Source organism: Noviherbaspirillum sp. ST9 (genome assembly GCF_048799745.1).
Taxonomy (GTDB): Bacteria; Pseudomonadota; Gammaproteobacteria; order Burkholderiales; family Burkholderiaceae_D; genus Noviherbaspirillum.
Window position 1 is genome coordinate 371886 of the sequence record NZ_JBLWFR010000004.1, and the last position, 16040, is coordinate 387925.

The 16040-nt window shown below is 63.5% G+C and carries 13 protein-coding genes; all 13 read right to left on the minus strand.

Annotation, left to right across the window (positions count from 1 at the left end; genetic code table 11):
* The 13 genes from ACNOHI_RS10875 to ACNOHI_RS10935 all read right to left on the minus strand — a co-directional run bounded on the left by ACNOHI_RS10875 (position 1) and on the right by ACNOHI_RS10935 (position 16031).
* A complete protein-coding gene (locus tag ACNOHI_RS10875; protein WP_420474696.1) occupies positions 1-3558 on the minus strand; it encodes an indolepyruvate ferredoxin oxidoreductase family protein in 3558 nt (1185 codons plus the stop codon).
* A gap of 207 nt (positions 3559-3765) precedes the next feature.
* Positions 3766-4782 (minus strand): LytR C-terminal domain-containing protein, encoded by a 1017-nt coding sequence (locus ACNOHI_RS10880; RefSeq protein WP_420474697.1) that lies wholly within the window; start codon positions 4780-4782, stop codon positions 3766-3768.
* Between the two features lie 11 nt (positions 4783-4793).
* A complete protein-coding gene (locus tag ACNOHI_RS10885; RefSeq protein WP_420474698.1) occupies positions 4794-5729 on the minus strand; it encodes a type II secretion system F family protein in 936 nt (311 codons plus the stop codon).
* Between the two features lie 18 nt (positions 5730-5747).
* The gene (locus ACNOHI_RS10890) at positions 5748-6725 is read right to left on the minus strand and encodes a type II secretion system F family protein (RefSeq protein ID WP_420474699.1); all 978 of its coding nucleotides are present in this window, start codon (positions 6723-6725) and stop codon (positions 5748-5750) included.
* Positions 6726-6736: 11 nt separating this feature from the next.
* The gene (locus ACNOHI_RS10895) at positions 6737-8095 is read right to left on the minus strand and encodes a CpaF family protein (RefSeq protein ID WP_420474700.1); all 1359 of its coding nucleotides are present in this window, start codon (positions 8093-8095) and stop codon (positions 6737-6739) included.
* 30 nt (positions 8096-8125) lie between these two features.
* Positions 8126-9295 (minus strand): AAA family ATPase, encoded by a 1170-nt coding sequence (locus ACNOHI_RS10900; protein ID WP_420474701.1) that lies wholly within the window; start codon positions 9293-9295, stop codon positions 8126-8128.
* A gap of 20 nt (positions 9296-9315) precedes the next feature.
* Entirely contained in the window at positions 9316-9900 is a 585-nt protein-coding gene (locus ACNOHI_RS10905; protein WP_420474702.1) for a TadE/TadG family type IV pilus assembly protein, read from the minus strand.
* An 8-nt stretch (positions 9901-9908) separates the two neighbouring features.
* Complete coding sequence (locus tag ACNOHI_RS10910; RefSeq protein ID WP_420474703.1) at positions 9909-10409, minus strand: TadE/TadG family type IV pilus assembly protein; 501 nt, start codon at positions 10407-10409, stop codon at positions 9909-9911.
* On the minus strand, positions 10406-11905 hold the full coding sequence (locus ACNOHI_RS10915; protein ID WP_420474704.1) for a pilus assembly protein TadG-related protein: 1500 nt from the start codon (positions 11903-11905) through the stop codon (positions 10406-10408). The genes ACNOHI_RS10910 and ACNOHI_RS10915 overlap by 4 nt, the downstream gene beginning before the upstream one ends.
* Positions 11906-11921: 16 nt before the next feature.
* Positions 11922-12185 (minus strand): hypothetical protein, encoded by a 264-nt coding sequence (locus tag ACNOHI_RS10920; protein WP_420474705.1) that lies wholly within the window; start codon positions 12183-12185, stop codon positions 11922-11924.
* A gap of 10 nt (positions 12186-12195) precedes the next feature.
* The gene (locus ACNOHI_RS10925) at positions 12196-13794 is read right to left on the minus strand and encodes a type II and III secretion system protein family protein (protein ID WP_420474706.1); all 1599 of its coding nucleotides are present in this window, start codon (positions 13792-13794) and stop codon (positions 12196-12198) included.
* A 36-nt stretch (positions 13795-13830) separates the two neighbouring features.
* Positions 13831-14679, minus strand: coding sequence for a Flp pilus assembly protein CpaB (gene cpaB / locus ACNOHI_RS10930; RefSeq protein WP_420474707.1), 849 nt, complete (start codon positions 14677-14679; stop codon positions 13831-13833).
* Entirely contained in the window at positions 14676-16031 is a 1356-nt protein-coding gene (locus ACNOHI_RS10935; protein ID WP_420474708.1) for an ATP-binding protein, read from the minus strand. Before ACNOHI_RS10935 ends, cpaB begins: the two co-directional genes overlap by 4 nt.
* Positions 16032-16040: the final 9 nt, after the last annotated feature.

A 16040-nucleotide genomic window follows, 5' to 3' on the forward strand; every position in this document is an offset into this window, starting at 1 on the left:
TTAGGCTGCGTGCGGCATCCCGCGAAGCGATGCCTCGAATTTCTCCAGAAGAACCTTGCGTTCTTCCCGATACTGCTCGACCGCCTTCTCCTTCACATGCCCAAAGCCGCGGACCTTGTCGGGGAGGGCGGCGATCTGGGCCGCCAGCGCGACGTTGTCCTTGTTGAGCTTGTCGAGCAGCCCAAGGATGGTGCTGCGGTATTCCTCGATCAGCGCCCGCTCCATCTTGCGTTCGGCGGTGTTGCCGAAAACGTCGAGCTTCGTGCCACGCAGTTTCTTCAGCTTCGCCAGCACGCCGAAGGCTTTCCACATCCAGGAGCCGTATTGCGCCTTGACGAGGTGGCCCTTGGCATCCTTTTTCGCCAGCAGCGGCGGGGCGAGGTTGAACTTGACGCTGAAGTCGCCTTCGAACTGCTGCTTGAGCTTGTCGACAAACTGGCCGTTCGTGTACAGGCGGGCCACTTCGTACTCATCCTTGTAGGCCATGAGCTTGAAGTAAGCGGTTGCTACGGCACGCGAGAGCTTGTCGCCTGCGCCGAGGTTGCTTTCCGCCGCGCGGACGGTGTTGACCAGCGCCTCGTAGCGGCCAGCATAGGCCGCGTCCTGGTACTCGGTCAGGAAGGCCACGCGGCGCTTGACCAGCGAAGCCAGGGTTTGCGGCATCTGCAGCATGACCGGCTGGCCGGGGACGGCAATGCGTTCGACGCGGGCGAGGTCCACCGCGGCGCGGCGGCCCCAGAGGAAGCTCTTCTTGTTAGAGTCGATCGCCACGCCGTTCAGCTCGATGGCGCGCAGCAGGGCGGCCTCGGACACCGGGAGCGCGCCTTTCTGGTAAGCAAAGCCGAGCATGAACAGGTTGGTCGCGATCGAGTCACCCATCAGCGCGGTGGCGAGGCGGGTGGCGTCGATGTAGTCGGCGCGGTCGGCAACGGATTCGTTGATCAGCGCCTGCACTTCCTCCAGCGGGAACTGCCAGTCCGGCTGCTTGGTGAAATGGCCGGTCGGCTGCTGGTGGGTGTTGACGACGGCACGGGTACGGCCGGGACGCATCTTGGAGATGGCGTCCTGCGCACCGGCGGTCAGCATGTCGCAGCCAAGCACGAGGTCGGCTTCGCCGGTGGCGATGCGCTGCGCACGGATCACGCCCGGCACTTGCGAGATGCGGATGTGGGAGGTCACCGAGCCGTTTTTCTGTGACATGCCGGTCATGTCCAGCACCGACACACCCTTGCCTTCGAGATGGGCTGCCATGCCGATGAGCGCGCCGATCGTGATGACGCCGGTGCCGCCGATGCCGTTGAGCAGGATGTTGTACGGCGCATCGCAGCCGGGAATGGCGGGTTCGGGCAACGGGCCGAAGTCATCCTCTTTCGCCACGCCGGTCTTCGACTTCTTCAGCGTGCCGCCTTCGACGGTGACGAAGCTGGGGCAGAAGCCTTTCACGCAGGAGTAATCCTTGTTGCAGGACGACTGGTCGATGGTGCGCTTGCGGCCGAATTCGGTTTCCAGGGGCATGATGGACGTGCAGTTCGATTGCACGCCGCAATCGCCGCAGCCTTCGCAGACAGCGTCGTTGATGAAGAGTCGCTTGTTCGGATCGGGGAATTCGTTCTTCTTGCGGCGGCGGCGCTTTTCGGCGGCGCAGGTCTGGTCGTAGATCAGTACGGTGACGCCGTCGATCCCGCGCAGTTCGCGCTGCACCGCATCCATGTCCTTGCGGTCGTGCAGGGTGACGATGGACGGCAGCGAAGAGCGGTCTTCATAGCGGCTCAGGTCTTCCGTGACCAACGCGATGCGTTTCACGCCTTCGGCCACCATCTGCTGCGCGATCATCGGCACCGAAGTGATGCCGTCCACCGGCTGGCCGCCGGTCATCGCCACCGCGTCGTTGTAGAGGATCTTGTAGGTGATGTTGACGTTGGCCGCCACCGCCGCGCGGATCGCGAGATAGCCGGAGTGGAAATAGGTGCCGTCGCCGAGGTTCTGGAACACATGCGGCAGCTTGGAGAACGCCGCCTGGCCGATCCACGGCGCGCCTTCGCCGCCCATGTGGGTGGTCAGCTTGTTGTGCTCCGGATAGATCGCGGTCGCCATCACATGACAGCCGATGCCAGCCAGCGCGAGACTGCCGTCCGGTACCTTGGTCGAGGTGTTGTGCGGGCAGCCGGAGCAGTAATAGGCCGGGCGCGGCGGCGTGTTGACGGCCTTCGACAGCACCTTGTCCTTCGCTTCGAGGAAGGCGAGGCGGGCCTTGATCAGGTCGCTGGTATGGAAACGCGCGATGCGCTGCGAAATCACGCGCGCAATCTGCGCAATCGAGAAATCCGCCTTGGACGATAGCAGCCATTCGCCGCGCGGATGCACCCATTCGCCTTTCTCGTCGAACTTGCCGATCACGCGCGGACGCACGTCGTCGCGCCAGTTGTAGAGCTGTTCCTTGAGCTGGTATTCGACGATCTGGCGCTTCTCTTCGACCACGAGGATTTCATCGAGGCCCTGTGCGAATTCGCGCACGCCGTCCGGCTCGAGTGGCCAGGGCATGGAGACCTTGAACACGCGGATGCCGATGTCAGCCGCCATTTTCTCGTCGATGCCGAGTTCTTCCATTGCTTCCAGCACATCGAGATAGGACTTGCCGGAGGCGATGATGCCGAGTTTGGCCTTCGGGCTGTCGATGGTGGTGTGGTTGAGCTTGTTGGCGCGGGCGTAGGCGAGCGCGGCGTAAATCTTGTAGTCCTGCATCAGCGCTTCCTGCTTGCGCGCCTGGATGCCGAGGGTGTCGGTGGAAAGACGGGTGTTGAGGCCGCCTTCCGGCATGACGAAGTCGGTCGGATACTGGATCTCCAGCCGGAACGGATCGGCATCGACCGAAGCGGTGGACTCAACCGTATCCGCCAGCGCCTTGAAGCCGACGGCGCAGCCGGAATAGCGCGACATCGCCCAGGCATGCAGGCCGAGGTCGAGGTATTCCTGCACGTTGCAGGGATAGAGCACCGGGATCATGCACGCGGCAAAGATGTGGTCGGACTGGTGCGGCAACGTGGAGGAATACGCGCCGTGGTCATCGCCGGCCACGAGCAGCACGCCGCCGTGTTGCGACGTACCGGCATGGTTCATGTGCTTGAAGACGTCGCCGCAACGGTCCACCCCGGGGCCCTTGCCGTACCACATGGCAAAGACGCCGTCGTACTTCGCCGGGCCAATCAGGTCGACCGTCTGCGTGCCCCAGACGGCAGTTGCCGCGAGGTCTTCGTTCACGCCCGGGACGAACTTGATGTGGTTTTCTTCAAGGAGCTTCTGGGCCTTCCACAGATTTTCATCAAGGCCGCCCAGCGGGGAGCCGCGATAGCCGGAAATGAATCCGGCGGTATGCAATCCGGCCGCGAGGTCGCGCTGGCGTTGCATCATCGGCAGGCGGACGAGCGCCTGGATGCCAGAAATAAAGATCTTGCCGGTGGTGGAAGTGTATTTGTCGTCCAGTTTGACGGACGCGAGGGCGGGCTTGCCGGCTAGCGCGGCGTTGGCCTGCCCAGCAGTGGCCACTGCTGTGTCGGGCATGGTTTGTCTTCTCCAAAAGGTTATTTCAGATAGCAGCTGGCAGGAGTCGCCGGGTAAGGCGGGGTAATGCCAGGTTGCAAGACCGGGGTGCCGGTCATGAGCGATTTTGCATGCAAATGCGCTACGAAGGGAAGTTTAGGCTTGTGCCGGCCGGGAGGCAAATAGGGAATGGGGATAGGGGTATAAGCCAAGCTTATACCCATTCCATCAGTCGGCGGAGCGGGCGAGTTTCGGAACGTGCAGGGCCGCCGTCGAGGTCACGTCATGGCCAAGAACGACGCGCACGTGCGTCCGCGCGTCAGGCTGTTCATTGAGCGGAACCGGCATGGTGAAGCGCGAACGCAGCTGCAATGCCGCTTCCCGGTAACCGGGAAGGTATTCGATCACCGTCTGCTTTTGCCGGTAGGGTTTGAGATTGGTGAGGCGCGGCGCCGGTGTACCGGCGGAAACAAGCGCGTCACGGAAGCGACGCGCCAATCCCGGCGTACCGTTACCGTTGGCAACTTCCAGCCGATATGCCGTGGCTGGCGCCGGCGTTTCCACGGACGCGAAAGACGCCGGCGGGGCTGGCGGTCCGACGAACTCCTGCACATCGGTCGAAGCAGTGCGCCGTGGTCTGGCGGCGTCGCCAGGTACGGCATCATTTGCGGGCGGCACGCGTACCTCGCCTGCCGTGCGCTGATTGTTCCCCTGCTGCAAACCCTGGGCACGCGCAAAGGCGAGTCGCGCCTCGTCCGCGCGGCCGAGCTTCTCGTAGGCCGCACCGAGATTATTGACGGGGCGCGGATTGCCCGGTTCGAGTGTGCTTGCACGTTGTAGTGCATCCACCGCCGCCAGGTACTTTCCCTGTAGGTAATACGTGTAGCCGAGATTGTTGTAGATCTGTGCAATTTGCGGCGCGAGCTGCAGGACCGCCGAGAATTCCTGGATGGCTTCATCGTATTTTCCTTGCTCGGCGTAGAGTGCACCAAGGGCGCTGTGCGCGTCGACAAAGTCCGCCTTGGCGGCCAAGGCTTTACGGTAGGTCTCCTCCGCCTGCGCAAGCCGGTTCTGGGCCTGGTAGTAGCGGCCGAGCTGGTACAGCCCGGCAGCCGAGTTGTCGGAATGGCTCACCTGGAGCAAGGGTGAAACCTTCAATGTCTCCTGCGCGGGCGGCGCGGCGACGCATCCGGAAAGCGCGGCGGCAAGACAGGTCGTCGCCAGCGTCGTGCGGGTCTTGTTCATGCCAGTCTCCTTTACAGTCCCATCGCAGGGAACAATACGGTCCTGATCTGGATCATCGCCGGCCCGAGAAGCACCAGCATGATCGCCGGGAAGACGCAGAAGATCAGGGGGAACAACAGTTTCAGCGCCACCTTTGCGGCCGCTTCCTCCGCCTTCTGGCGCCGGCGTGTGCGCAGCGTGTCGGCGTGCACGCGCAGCGAGGCGCCGATGCTGGTGCCAAAGCGTTCGGCCTGGATCAGCATGGCGACAAGGCCGTCCACCTCCTCGACCCCGGTGCGAACCGCAAGGTTGCGCAGTGCGCGTTCCTTGCTGCCGCCTGCCCGTAACTCGAGCGTGACGAGCTGAAGCTCCTCGCTCAGTGCCGGTGCCGACCTGCTCATCTCCTGCGCAATGCGCGATACCGCCGCGTCCAACGCAAGCCCGGCTTCGATACAGACGGTCAGCAAGTCCAGCGCATCGGGAAAGTGGTCAACGATGTCGCGCTGACGGAAGGTGATGATCCGTTGAAGCACGACATTGGGCAGGTAGAAGCCGAAGGTCGCGGCGAGCAACAGGAACAGCATCAGCACCAGCGTTTCCAGCTCCGTTCCATAGGCGGCGAAGGCAAGCCAGAGGACTGTAGGGAAGCAGATGGCCAGCACGGTCTTTGCGCCGAAATAGATGACCGGGGCACGCGGGTCGCGCATGCCGGCGTTCATGAAGCGCAACCTCAGCGCCGATTTTTCCCATCCTTCCTCAGGCAGCGACAGCTTTGCCAACGGGCCGGATATCTTCGCAACGCGGGCAATCCAGTCATCCCCGGGCGACAGCGACGTCGGGCCGACACCGGTGAGCGCGTCGACGCGCTGCCTGACCGGATCGGGGGTCAGGTAATGCATCACCGCCATCGCCGCGCCGAACACGGCAATGAAGATCAAGACAAGGTAGACAAGATAAATGCCGGACATTGCTTTTCCTTCCCTTGGTTACACCCGGATTCGGATGACTTTGCGCATCCAGACAATGCCGAAGGCCATGAGCACCAGCGCTCCGACGATCAGCTTGATCCCGAGGGGATCGGTCCATAGCGTTCGCATGAGCTTGCCGTTGACGATGAGCATGATGCCGGCGAGGACAAATGGCAGGAGCCCGAGGATCCATGCGGACAGGCGTCCCTCCGCCGACAGCGCGCGCACCTGCCCGTACAGCTTCAGCCGGTCGCGCACGATCGAGGCAATGTTTGACAGGAGTTCGGTCAGGTTGCCGCCGGTTTCGCGCTGGATCAGCACGGCCACGACAAAGTAGCCCACGTCCGTGCCGGGGACGCGGCGCGCGAGTCCGGCCAGCGCCTCCTGCATGGAAATGCCGAAGTTGACCTCGTCAAAGACCGTCCGGAATTCCACCGCGATGGGATCGGCCATTTCATCCCCGATCATCTGGATTCCAGCGGGAAGCGCGTGTCCCGCGCGCAGCGCCCGGCAAAGCAGGTCCAGCGCATCGGGCAACTGCTCCTCGAGCCGCTTGAGCCGGATCCGCCGCTTCCTGAGCAGCAGCAGGAAAGGCAGAGAGGCTGCGAAGGCGCCGGCCGGCAGCGCGAGCACTGCCGGCAACGGCAGAAGCAGCATGACGATCGCGCCGACTAAAAAGAGAGCGCACGTGATCGCCAGGAACCGGCCCACGTCGGTCTTCGATCCCGCCTGCTGCAGGATGTCGTCCAGGCGGGACGCTTGCGGAATGCCGGCAAGCAGCTTGTTGAGTGCTTCATTCTGGCTCAGCGACCGCTGCTTGCGGATCGAGACCTCGGCCTCGGCGTTCGCGCCACCGTGTGTCACCGCATGCAGGCGCCGCGCAATGCGCCGCGCTTCCGGTCCCCGGGTGGAGTTCCAGCTGTTGTAGAGTCCCTCGACCAGCAGGATCACCGCGATAAACACGGCGATAGCGAACATCACGAAGAATGCATCCACGGGTCACCTCTTCAGGTTGCAACTTCATAGTGACGGGACGGATCGAACAAGCTTTCGGGCAGATCGATGCCATGCACCCGCAGGCGCTCGGCGAAGCGGGGGCGCACGCCGGTCGCCGAAAAATAGCCCTTCACCGTGCCGTTCGCGTCGATGCCCGTCTGCCGGAAAGCAAAGATTTCCTGCGACGTAATCACGTCGCCCTCCATCCCCGTAATTTCCTGGACGCTGGTCAGCTTGCGTTTTCCGTCGGGCAGGCGGGCCACCTGTACGATCACGGAGATGGCGGAAGCGATCTGGTGCCGGGCCACCTTGGACGGAAGGTTCATTCCGGCCATGCCGATCATGTTCTCCAGCCTGGTCAGCGCATCGCGCGGCGTGTTGGCGTGGATCGTCGCCAGCGAGCCTTCGTGGCCGGTGTTCATCGCTTGCAGCATGTCCACGGCTTCGGCGCCCCGGACTTCGCCCAGGATCACGCGGTCCGGGCGCATCCGCAGCGCGTTGCGTACCAGCGCGCGCTGCGTGATCTCGCCCTTGCCTTCAATGTTCGGCGGGCGTGATTCCAGCCGCACTACGTGGGGCTGCTGCAACTGAAGCTCGGCGGCATCCTCGATCGTCACAATGCGCTCCGAGTGGCTGATGTAACTGGACAGGATATTGAGCAGCGTCGTCTTGCCGCCGCCCGTGCCGCCGGAAATGATCATGTTCGTCTTGGCCTTTGCCAGGCCTTGCAGCACCTGCGCCATCGCCGGCGTGAGGCTTTGCAGGCGCACAAAGTCGTCGATCGTGAGCGGCTTTGCCGCGAAACGGCGGACGGACATGATGGGCCCGTCGATTGCCAGGGGCGGGATGATGACGTTGACCCGCGATCCGTCCGGCAGGCGCGCGTCCACCATCGGGCTTGACTCGTCGATCCGGCGCCCGACGCGCGACACGATCTTGTCGATGATCTTCATCAGATGGGCATCGTCATGGAACTGCACGTCCGTCAGCTCCAGCCGTCCGAAGCGTTCCACATACACCTGCCGCGCCGTATTGACCAGGATATCGGACACGGTAGGATCGGCCATCAGCAGTTCGAGGGGGCCGAATCCCAGCATCTCGTGCTGGATGTCCCGCACCAGGCTCTTGCGCTCGGTGTCGTTGATCACCACGCTTTCCGCCTGCAGGAGTTCCTCGACAAGCGCAGCCAGCTCGGTCCGCAACTGTTCGCGCGGAATGTTGTTCATCGCCGCAAGATCGACACGATCCAGCAGCAACTGGTGCACGCGCATCTTGATGTCCCGGTAGGCGCGCCTGTCGGCCGTTGCGCCCAGTGCGACCGCCGCGGCGGGGCTGCGTCCGTTGACTTCCAGTCTCTCTCTTAATGACATCGTTGCCACCTCTATCGAAGTTGAATCGGATTACGCCTTTTGCGGGCGGCGGAACATGCGTGCCAGCCAGCCTTCGTCGGCCTGCTCTGGCTTCCTCGTCATGGACTGGCTCCACTCCTTCAGCGCCTTGCTGACCGGGCTGTTCCTGGCCAGCTTGACGATGGGGATGCCCTGGTTGACGGAGGCTGCCGTCGCTTCATAGTGGTTGGGCACGATGCGCGCAATCTTGCTGCCAAGCGCCCGCTCGAGGTCCCCTAGCGCGATCTCCCCTCCCTTCTGATGCCGGTTCAGGACGAGCTGGACCTTGGCGCCGGTGTAGCCGAGGGCCGTGAAGGCTTCCAGGAGGCGCTTCCCGTCACGGACGTAAGGCATCGTGGTCTGCAGGACCGGGTAGATGACGTCGGCATGATCTAGTGCCTTCACCGCGCGTGCATCGAGGCCGCGGCCCACGTCGAGCACTACGAAGTCGTAGTGTTCGCGCGCCAGTTGAAGGAGCGCGTCGATATGCTCCGGCTTGACCTCCGTGGCGTTCGCCGGGTCGTCGGGAGAGGCGAGCGCGCTCAGGTTGCCGTCAATGGACAGCATGCTCGATGCGAGAAATGCGGCGTCGAGGCGGCCAATGTCCCGCGCAACGTCGGACAGGGAGACCGGGGGCTTCTGGTCGGAGAGGAACAGCATGGCGTCGCCAAATTGCAGGTTCAGGTCAAAAAGTGCGACCTTGCTGCCGTCCTGCGCCAGAGCGTAAGCAAGATTGGTGGCCAGCAATGTCGCACCACTGCCGCCCTTGCAGGACACGAATGCCATGACCTTTCCCTTGTGCGCCTTCGAAAAGCCCATCTTGAAGCGGATGCGTTCCAGTGCCGCATCCAGCTCCTCCTGGCTGACGGTGGCGGGAAGGACTTCGCGCACGCCGGCGCGCATCGCGCGAAGAAGAAAATCGGGCGAATTCCTGTCGCACAGGAGGATGAAGGACATGTGGGGATGCCTTTGGCCGAGGCGCTCGAGGACTTCCAGCGGCCGGTCGCCCGCGCCGGTGCCATCGACAATCAGGACATCGGGCGGATTCTGCCGGTCGAAGTTCCCTGTGTCATCAAGCGCCTGTTCCGCTACTGACGTGCCGTGTTGCGCTTGCAGCAGCTGGGCGACGTGCGCGAGCGTTTTCTTGTTCGGTGAGACGACTTGGATGCGAAGAGTGTTCATGGCTGTCTCGCTGGTGTGGATCAGGAAGGCTGGAAGCCAAGGCTTTCAGCCGGCATGCGGACCGTGGACATGGGAACGAGCACGCCTGTCATGTCGGCCCGGCTGTAGCCGCTTCCCGTGAAAAAAAAGGTAAACGGCGTGAACGCAACCGATTGGGCAGGGGCGCAGGTGGCCCCGGTGCTCAGGCAGACTTCCACGAAGCGGATGCAACTGGCAGTGCGGGTCGCGTCGAGGCAGGCTGCAATATTGTCGGAGGGGTCGACCGGCATCGGAGATGCATCCGCTCCCGCCCCGTTCAGGTAGCGGATGTTGATGTTCGCCGTGTTCAGTTCGGGCGCGCCGGGCAGGACGCCGTCGTCGAGCCGGAACATGGCCGAGCGGCGCACGGCGGCGACGGCGGCCGCATTGGAAAAGTCGGTCACGACAGCCTGCCTGGCCGCGCTGCGCGTCACTTCCTGGACGGTGTTCAGGAGATACATCATGCGCCCGAACTCAACCGCGCCGAACAGCATCAGGAAGAACGGGATGGAAACGACGGCCATCTCCACCGCCGCGGCGCCACGCTGCGCGCCCCGGAGCAAACGCCATGGAATCGATGATTTCATTGGGCGCCTCATAGCATGTAACGCATCAAGGTCTGCGGTGACAGTGTGATCGGTGCAAGCGCAAGCACACCGGTCCAGTTGAGGACGGGAAGCCAGGCGTCGACGGCGACGGAGAATCCCGCGATCGTCACCCGCACGTATTCCGGTTCAACGCCGTCAGCGCACGGCACCGCCGCGAAGGAAACATCCATGCATTCCACGACGACATTGGCCGTGGTCAGCGGCGGGACGACGTTTGCCGCGTTTGCCATCGCCACCACCTGGTCTTGCGCTGCCGTGATGCCGCCGCTCGCAATGGTTGCCGCCGGCCACACCGACATCACCCGAGCGCCGTCTCGCGCGGCCTTGGCCAGCGCGTCCGCATACCAGAATGTCCGACCGAACCCGAACGCGCCGGCCATGACGAGAAGCAGCACGATCGTGACGAAGGTCAGCTCGACGACGATGGCGCCGCGCTGGTCGGATTGGGGCGCCCTTAGAACGGGCCGGAAAATGTGCATTGCGTTCATCTGTACAACCTGATTTCCTGTGGAGGTAGCTCGGTCAACAATCCAGCGAACTCAGCGTCGATGCGCTTGGTGCCGCCGGTGAGATCTGCCTTTCTTTGCATGAAGAACCGGCCGACGCCCAGGACGGGAAGCGCTGCGCAGGACAGTCCGGGGCCGGGCACAAGGGATGAGCAATCGATGATCGCCACATTGAGCACGCGACGGTTCATGACACCGGGGCGCGATGGATTCGGCGGCTGGAAGAAGTTGCCGGCTGTCGAGCGGTATGGCGCTGGATGGGTCTCCGGGTTGCTCGGGAACGGCGGCGTGGGAACACTGGTCGGATAGGTGCCCGCCGGTGCGTTCATGGCATAGAGCGCGTTCCAGTGCGCGACGCTCGCATCGAACGGGGCGCCGGCAGTCGCATTTGGCGACGTGCCCGTCGCCTGCACCGCACGGCTGAATGACCACAGTGCACCGTACTGCGATTGGGTCGGCGACGTCAGGGGCTTGAATGTGGTCGGATTCAGCGAAATCGTCTGCTGCACCGGATCGGGCTCCATCCACTCACGCGGATGTCCGATGCTGCCCGGGGTTGGCGGCGGCGCCCGGAATTCCTTGACGTTGATATCCGGCGGCGCAGAGCCCGGGTCGCAGGCATTCCCGCCAAGGAAGTCGTCGAATCGCGAATTCAGTGCCTTTTCCATCGGGCCGTAGGAGCCGCCGGTATTGGCATAGACAAAGCCGGGCACCGCTGCCGCAACGGTCGAGGTGCCGGAGCAGACGAAGGGGTGCAGGCTGGTCGCGGACGAGCTCGACGGATTGCAGGCGGCGGGCGGCGCAGTCACAGGGTTGATCCAGATGGGGTCGCCGCTCGCGCCACTCAGGGGGTTGAGCTGTGGCAGGTTGTACGAAACCCCCCGGCGGAATCCGAATTCCACCAGTTCGTCCGGAAGTCCGGGTATCGTGCGCCGTCCACCGCGGATGGTGTCCACGGCGCACACGCCCAGGGGCGTGATCTGCGCCAGGAAGCGGCCCGCCACTGCGCTGCCAAAGGTATTGGTATTGGCAAAGCCCGCTCCGCCCGCCGTCGGGACGAAGCGCCCGAAAAACGTTGGCATGTTCCCCGAGGGGATCTGCACGCGCAGGAAGGTTCTTCCGGCAGCGAGCGTGTCACTGGTGATGCTCGAGATAGGCACCATGCAACCGTCTTCCGGGCAAGTGCCGACAGCAAGGTTCGCCTGCGTAATCGTGATGCCAGCCGAGTAATTGACCGCGTTCGCTTCCGCGACCGCCAGCGCACGCGCGGAAGCCGCCAGCACGCCGGCCAGGGTCTGGTTGAGCTCGAGCGCCCCAGCGAGCGCCGCAGCATCCGCCGTGTTCTGCAATTCGGTCCGCATGGTGTACGTGCGGCCAAGATCCACTGTCATCGACAGGAATCCGAGCAAGGCGAAGAGCGACAGCGCGAATGTGATGGCGATCGCGCCGCGGCTCTTGTGAAGGTGACGCCGGTTCATGATGCCTCTTTCACGCTTACTTTCCACTACCTACGCCGATCGTGAATACGTTCGGTTGCGGCGTCGGAGTTGCAAACGACTTGGCGTACCGGGTCATGACTTCATGAGAGGCACGGCCATCCATTGCGGTGACCGCCGTATTGGAAGACGCCTCCGGCGCCAGCGTCTGCTGCGCATTCATCACGCGCACGCTTTCGCCGAAGTGCTTGTCCAGTTCAGGGGTCAGGGGCGCGCAGCCGGCCGCGGCGGCGCAGAGAATGAGCGACAGGAAGGTTCTCATGATTGCCTCGTCATTTCAGTTCAAAGCCCGAAGGGCCGGATGCCTGGGGCAGGGACGTTGCCGGAGCGCTGTCCGAGCGCGGCGGGACAGCGGCCGGCGCAGCTGGTGCCTGTGGAGCGGCGCCTTCCATTTTCCCGCCAAGGAAAAATTCCGAACGTGAAGGCTCATTGAATCGATCCGTCGGCAGCGAGTAATTCGGCGGCAGCGGCTTGACCAGTCGCGGCGTCACGACGAACACGAGTTCGCTGCGGTCCGTCTGGAAGTCGGCGCTCCGGAACAAGGATCCAAGAACGGGAATTTCGCCGAGGATGGGCATGGCCTTGAAGTTCTGGGTGAGGTTGTTCTTGATCAGGCCGCCGATCGCAAAGCTCTGTCCGTCGAAGAGCTGGACCGTGGTGGAGGCGCGCCGTGTCGTGATCAATGGCAGGACTGCCCGGCCAGCAACGCCGCTTGCGGTGATGCCGATGCCTTCGCGCGACAATTCGGACACTTCCGGTGCCACTTTCAGGTTGATGCGTCCGCCATCAAGGACCGTCGGCGTGAACTTGAGCCCGACGCCGAATTCCTTCTCTTCCAAGGTGATTGTCAGGACGCCGTTGACGTTGTTCTGTGCAACGGGGATGAACACCTTGCCGCCCGCAAGGAAGCTGCCTTCCTGGCCGCTGATTGCCATCACGGTCGGTTCGGCGAGGATCTTCACAAGGCCGTCGCGCTTTTCGGCATCGATCAGCACGTTCTCGCCGGTGTCCTTGACGAAGCTGACCAGGCCGTTGCTTTCGGTCAGGAAGTTCGTGGACAGGATCGACGTCCAGTTGCCGCGGTGCGCGATCGCGGCGAGGTTGACACCGAGCTTGTCGAGAAGGGTCTTGGAGATCTCCGCAACCTTCACTTCCAGCATGACCTGCTGGGGGGCGGCGAGCGACAGCATGTTGACGATACGGTCGCTGATTTTCGGTCCGCTCTGCGTGTCCCCACCGCCGGCGCCGGCCTTGCGCACGAAGGCGCTGGCAATGAGGAGCGCCTTTTCGGCAGCGACCGCGTCGCTGACCGTGCCGCTCAGCACGAGCGAATCCGCCGCGGCGGACACACGGATGTTTTTCTCGCCCGGCATGAGGGCGGAGATCCGCTCCTGCACGGCGTTGTTGTCGATGCCTACGGAAACTTCGAGCAGTCCGCAGCGGCCGTCCTTGTTCTGGAACATGAGGTTGGTGGAGCCGACGCGCTTACCGAACACGAAGAACATGTCGCGCGCGAACGGCGACGTTGTCGGCTCGACTTGCACGACATCGGGATCGCCGACGGTGCGCAGGAATGCGGGAGACGGCAGGCGCAACTGGCGCAGGTCGATCTGGCCGGACTTTCCTTCCGGGATCGTCATGCTTGTGCTTTGCGCAAACTCTCCGGTGCAGACCGGGGTGGCGACGTTGCGCTGTGCTTCGGCGGCTTTCCCCCCTGCCTTCGCCGCCTTCTCCGGCGCTGCCTGAGGCTGTGTCGCCTGCGTTGATTGTGCGTGGAGCGTCGCTGTCGGCACTGCAACGGCGATAGCCGCTGCCGCTACCGCGCGGAGCAAGCCTGCGCGGCCGGCGCCAGGTGTCCTATTCCTGTTCATCAGTTTCCCCTTTGATTCGTTGACGCGTAGCTGTTCTTATTCGTAGCACTGCACGATGCGGCCGGTTCGCGTCATCACCAGCTGGCAGTTTTCATTGCGCGGCGCGCGAGGCTCGCCCTCGGGCTTCTTGACCGTGACGATCTTCACTTTCGTCACGGGCGGCTTGGCCTCCGGCGCGGCGGGCGCATACAACAGACTGTGCTTGGTCGCGCCCCCTGTTTTCGCCGGGGTCGAGTCGACCTGGTTGCGCAGGACGAGCGACAGCTGGCCCACGCTGCGCGCAAGGTCGAGCCGTTCGGCCTGTTCCGGCGACACCTCCAGGGTCACGGCATTGACGACCTTCGGCTTGGTGTCGTTCTGGTTCGCTTCCTGCGCGATGGCCAGCACCAGGATGCGCTCCAGCACGAGCTTGGAAATGTTCGAATTGTTTCCGCCATTCTTGGACTCGTCCTGGGTGCTGACGAGGATGTCCACGTAGTTGCCGGGCAGGGCGAAGCCTGCGACGCCGACGACGTCGTTGACGCGCACGGTCATGGCGCGCTTTCCTTCCGCCACGACTGCCGACAGGCCGCCCTTCGAGCCGGGCGGTGCAAGCCGGCTTTCAAGGATCGGCTCGCCGGACTGCAGGTTGGTCCGCGTGACACGGTTTTCCAGCGCCTTGGCGTCGGTGAAGCTGCCCTTGGGCGTGCTGCCGGAAGGCCAGTCCACCAGCTTGACCATCTCCGGCCCGACGCGGGCGCCTACACTGATATCTGCCGCCGCAACCGCGACCTTTGTCGTGGCCATGTTGGCCCGCATCGAAATCCAGCGCGCCGCGAGGACAACGGCCGCCAGGGCGAGGACGATCGAGATGGCGATCATCACCAGAGCTCTTGTGCTTTTCATGCGCCTGCTCCCTCTTGTTGACTTGTCGGATGCCCTGCCGCTTCGTGTGCGGATGCGGCGTGCGGGCTCGGGATGAAGTAGTTGTGCCATGCCCAGTCAAGGGCGCCGGGCGTCAGCTCCGGCGGGCAGCCTTCGTAGCGGGCAAGGTCGCGTATCTGGCCGAGAAGATCGCGGGGATAACAGGCCAGCAGCGGCCTGCCCTCCCTGGCGTGGCGTTCCCGCAGGAGATATTCGAATGCGCTTTCGGAGAAGGGAATGCCCATTTCCGCGCATGCCCCCGTGAAGACGCTGCGGTACTGTTCCCTTGTCAGCTCTCCGATATGGATCTTGTAGCCAAGCCTGCGCAGGAAGGCTTCGTCCGCGAGTTCCGCCGGGTCCTTGTTGGAAGAGAAGACGATCACCACATCGAATGGCACTTCGAATTTGTATCCCGTGTGCAGCGTCAGGTAGTCGCGCCGGCGATCGAGCGGAATAATCCAGCGGTTCATCAGGTCCTGCGGAGTGACGAGCTGGCGTCCGAGATCGTCCACGACGAACACGCCGTTGTTCGCCTTGAGATGCGGAGGCGCCTGGTACACCCGGGTCCCGTGATCAAACTCCAGGTCGAGGGCCCGCAGTGTCAGCTCGCTTCCTGCAATCACCATCGGGCGGCGGCAGAGGCGCCAGCGTTCGTCCACGCTGCGGCGCACGAGACGGATCTCCTGCCCGGTATCGGCGGCGTCGGAAAGGTGTACGTAGGGGTCGAACAGCTGGATGACTTCGTTGTCCACCACGATGGCATAGGGGACTGCTACGCGGTCGCTCAACAGGCGGACGAGTTGCTCGGCAATGTAGGTCTTGCCGCTTCCGGCCGGGCCGTGGATGATCATCGCCCTGCCCGAGTTCATGCCGGCACCGATGCGCGCGAGGGTCGATTCCTCGATGTTGATGCCATGGAAGCTGGAGGCCACGCGCTCACGTGTATAGCGCACCTTGTGAATGGACTGTTGCCTGACCACTGCGGCATAGTCCGCAAGTGTGACCGGAGCGGGGCCCGCGTACTGGCAGCGTTGCAGGTAATCGGAGGCACGGTCGCGGCCCGTGCCGGTGAGCTGGTAGGCCACAGCCTGGCCGTCGGGCCTGCTCAGCACCTCGCACAAGTGTTCGTCGCGCATGAAGTCCAGCACGCGCTCGACAATCGTCGGTGTCAGCTTGACGTGCGTTGCGATCTCGCGCAGCGTCATCCTGCTGCGCAGGAAGAGGACCTTGCTGAAATGCTCGGCAAGGAACAGGAGACTGAGCCCGGTCTCCTCCAGCGTGCGCGGTGCTGAAGGCAGGTCCGGAACTGTATTCGGGCAGGTATATGTGCTCATGGGCATGCT

Coding starts and splice junctions, on each gene's coding strand:
- ACNOHI_RS10875 (WP_420474696.1), bottom strand. CDS start 3,558: ATGCCCGACACAGCAGTGGCCACTGCTGGGCAGGCCAACGCCGCGCTA.
- ACNOHI_RS10935 (WP_420474708.1), bottom strand. CDS start 16,031: ATGAGCACATATACCTGCCCGAATACAGTTCCGGACCTGCCTTCAGCA.
- ACNOHI_RS10900 (WP_420474701.1), bottom strand. CDS start 9,295: ATGAACACTCTTCGCATCCAAGTCGTCTCACCGAACAAGAAAACGCTC.
- ACNOHI_RS10915 (WP_420474704.1), bottom strand. CDS start 11,905: ATGAACCGGCGTCACCTTCACAAGAGCCGCGGCGCGATCGCCATCACA.
- ACNOHI_RS10910 (WP_420474703.1), bottom strand. CDS start 10,409: ATGAACGCAATGCACATTTTCCGGCCCGTTCTAAGGGCGCCCCAATCC.
- cpaB (WP_420474707.1), bottom strand. CDS start 14,679: ATGAAAAGCACAAGAGCTCTGGTGATGATCGCCATCTCGATCGTCCTC.
- ACNOHI_RS10880 (WP_420474697.1), bottom strand. CDS start 4,782: ATGAACAAGACCCGCACGACGCTGGCGACGACCTGTCTTGCCGCCGCG.
- ACNOHI_RS10905 (WP_420474702.1), bottom strand. CDS start 9,900: ATGAAATCATCGATTCCATGGCGTTTGCTCCGGGGCGCGCAGCGTGGC.
- ACNOHI_RS10895 (WP_420474700.1), bottom strand. CDS start 8,095: ATGTCATTAAGAGAGAGACTGGAAGTCAACGGACGCAGCCCCGCCGCG.
- ACNOHI_RS10885 (WP_420474698.1), bottom strand. CDS start 5,729: ATGTCCGGCATTTATCTTGTCTACCTTGTCTTGATCTTCATTGCCGTG.
- ACNOHI_RS10925 (WP_420474706.1), bottom strand. CDS start 13,794: ATGAACAGGAATAGGACACCTGGCGCCGGCCGCGCAGGCTTGCTCCGC.
- ACNOHI_RS10920 (WP_420474705.1), bottom strand. CDS start 12,185: ATGAGAACCTTCCTGTCGCTCATTCTCTGCGCCGCCGCGGCCGGCTGC.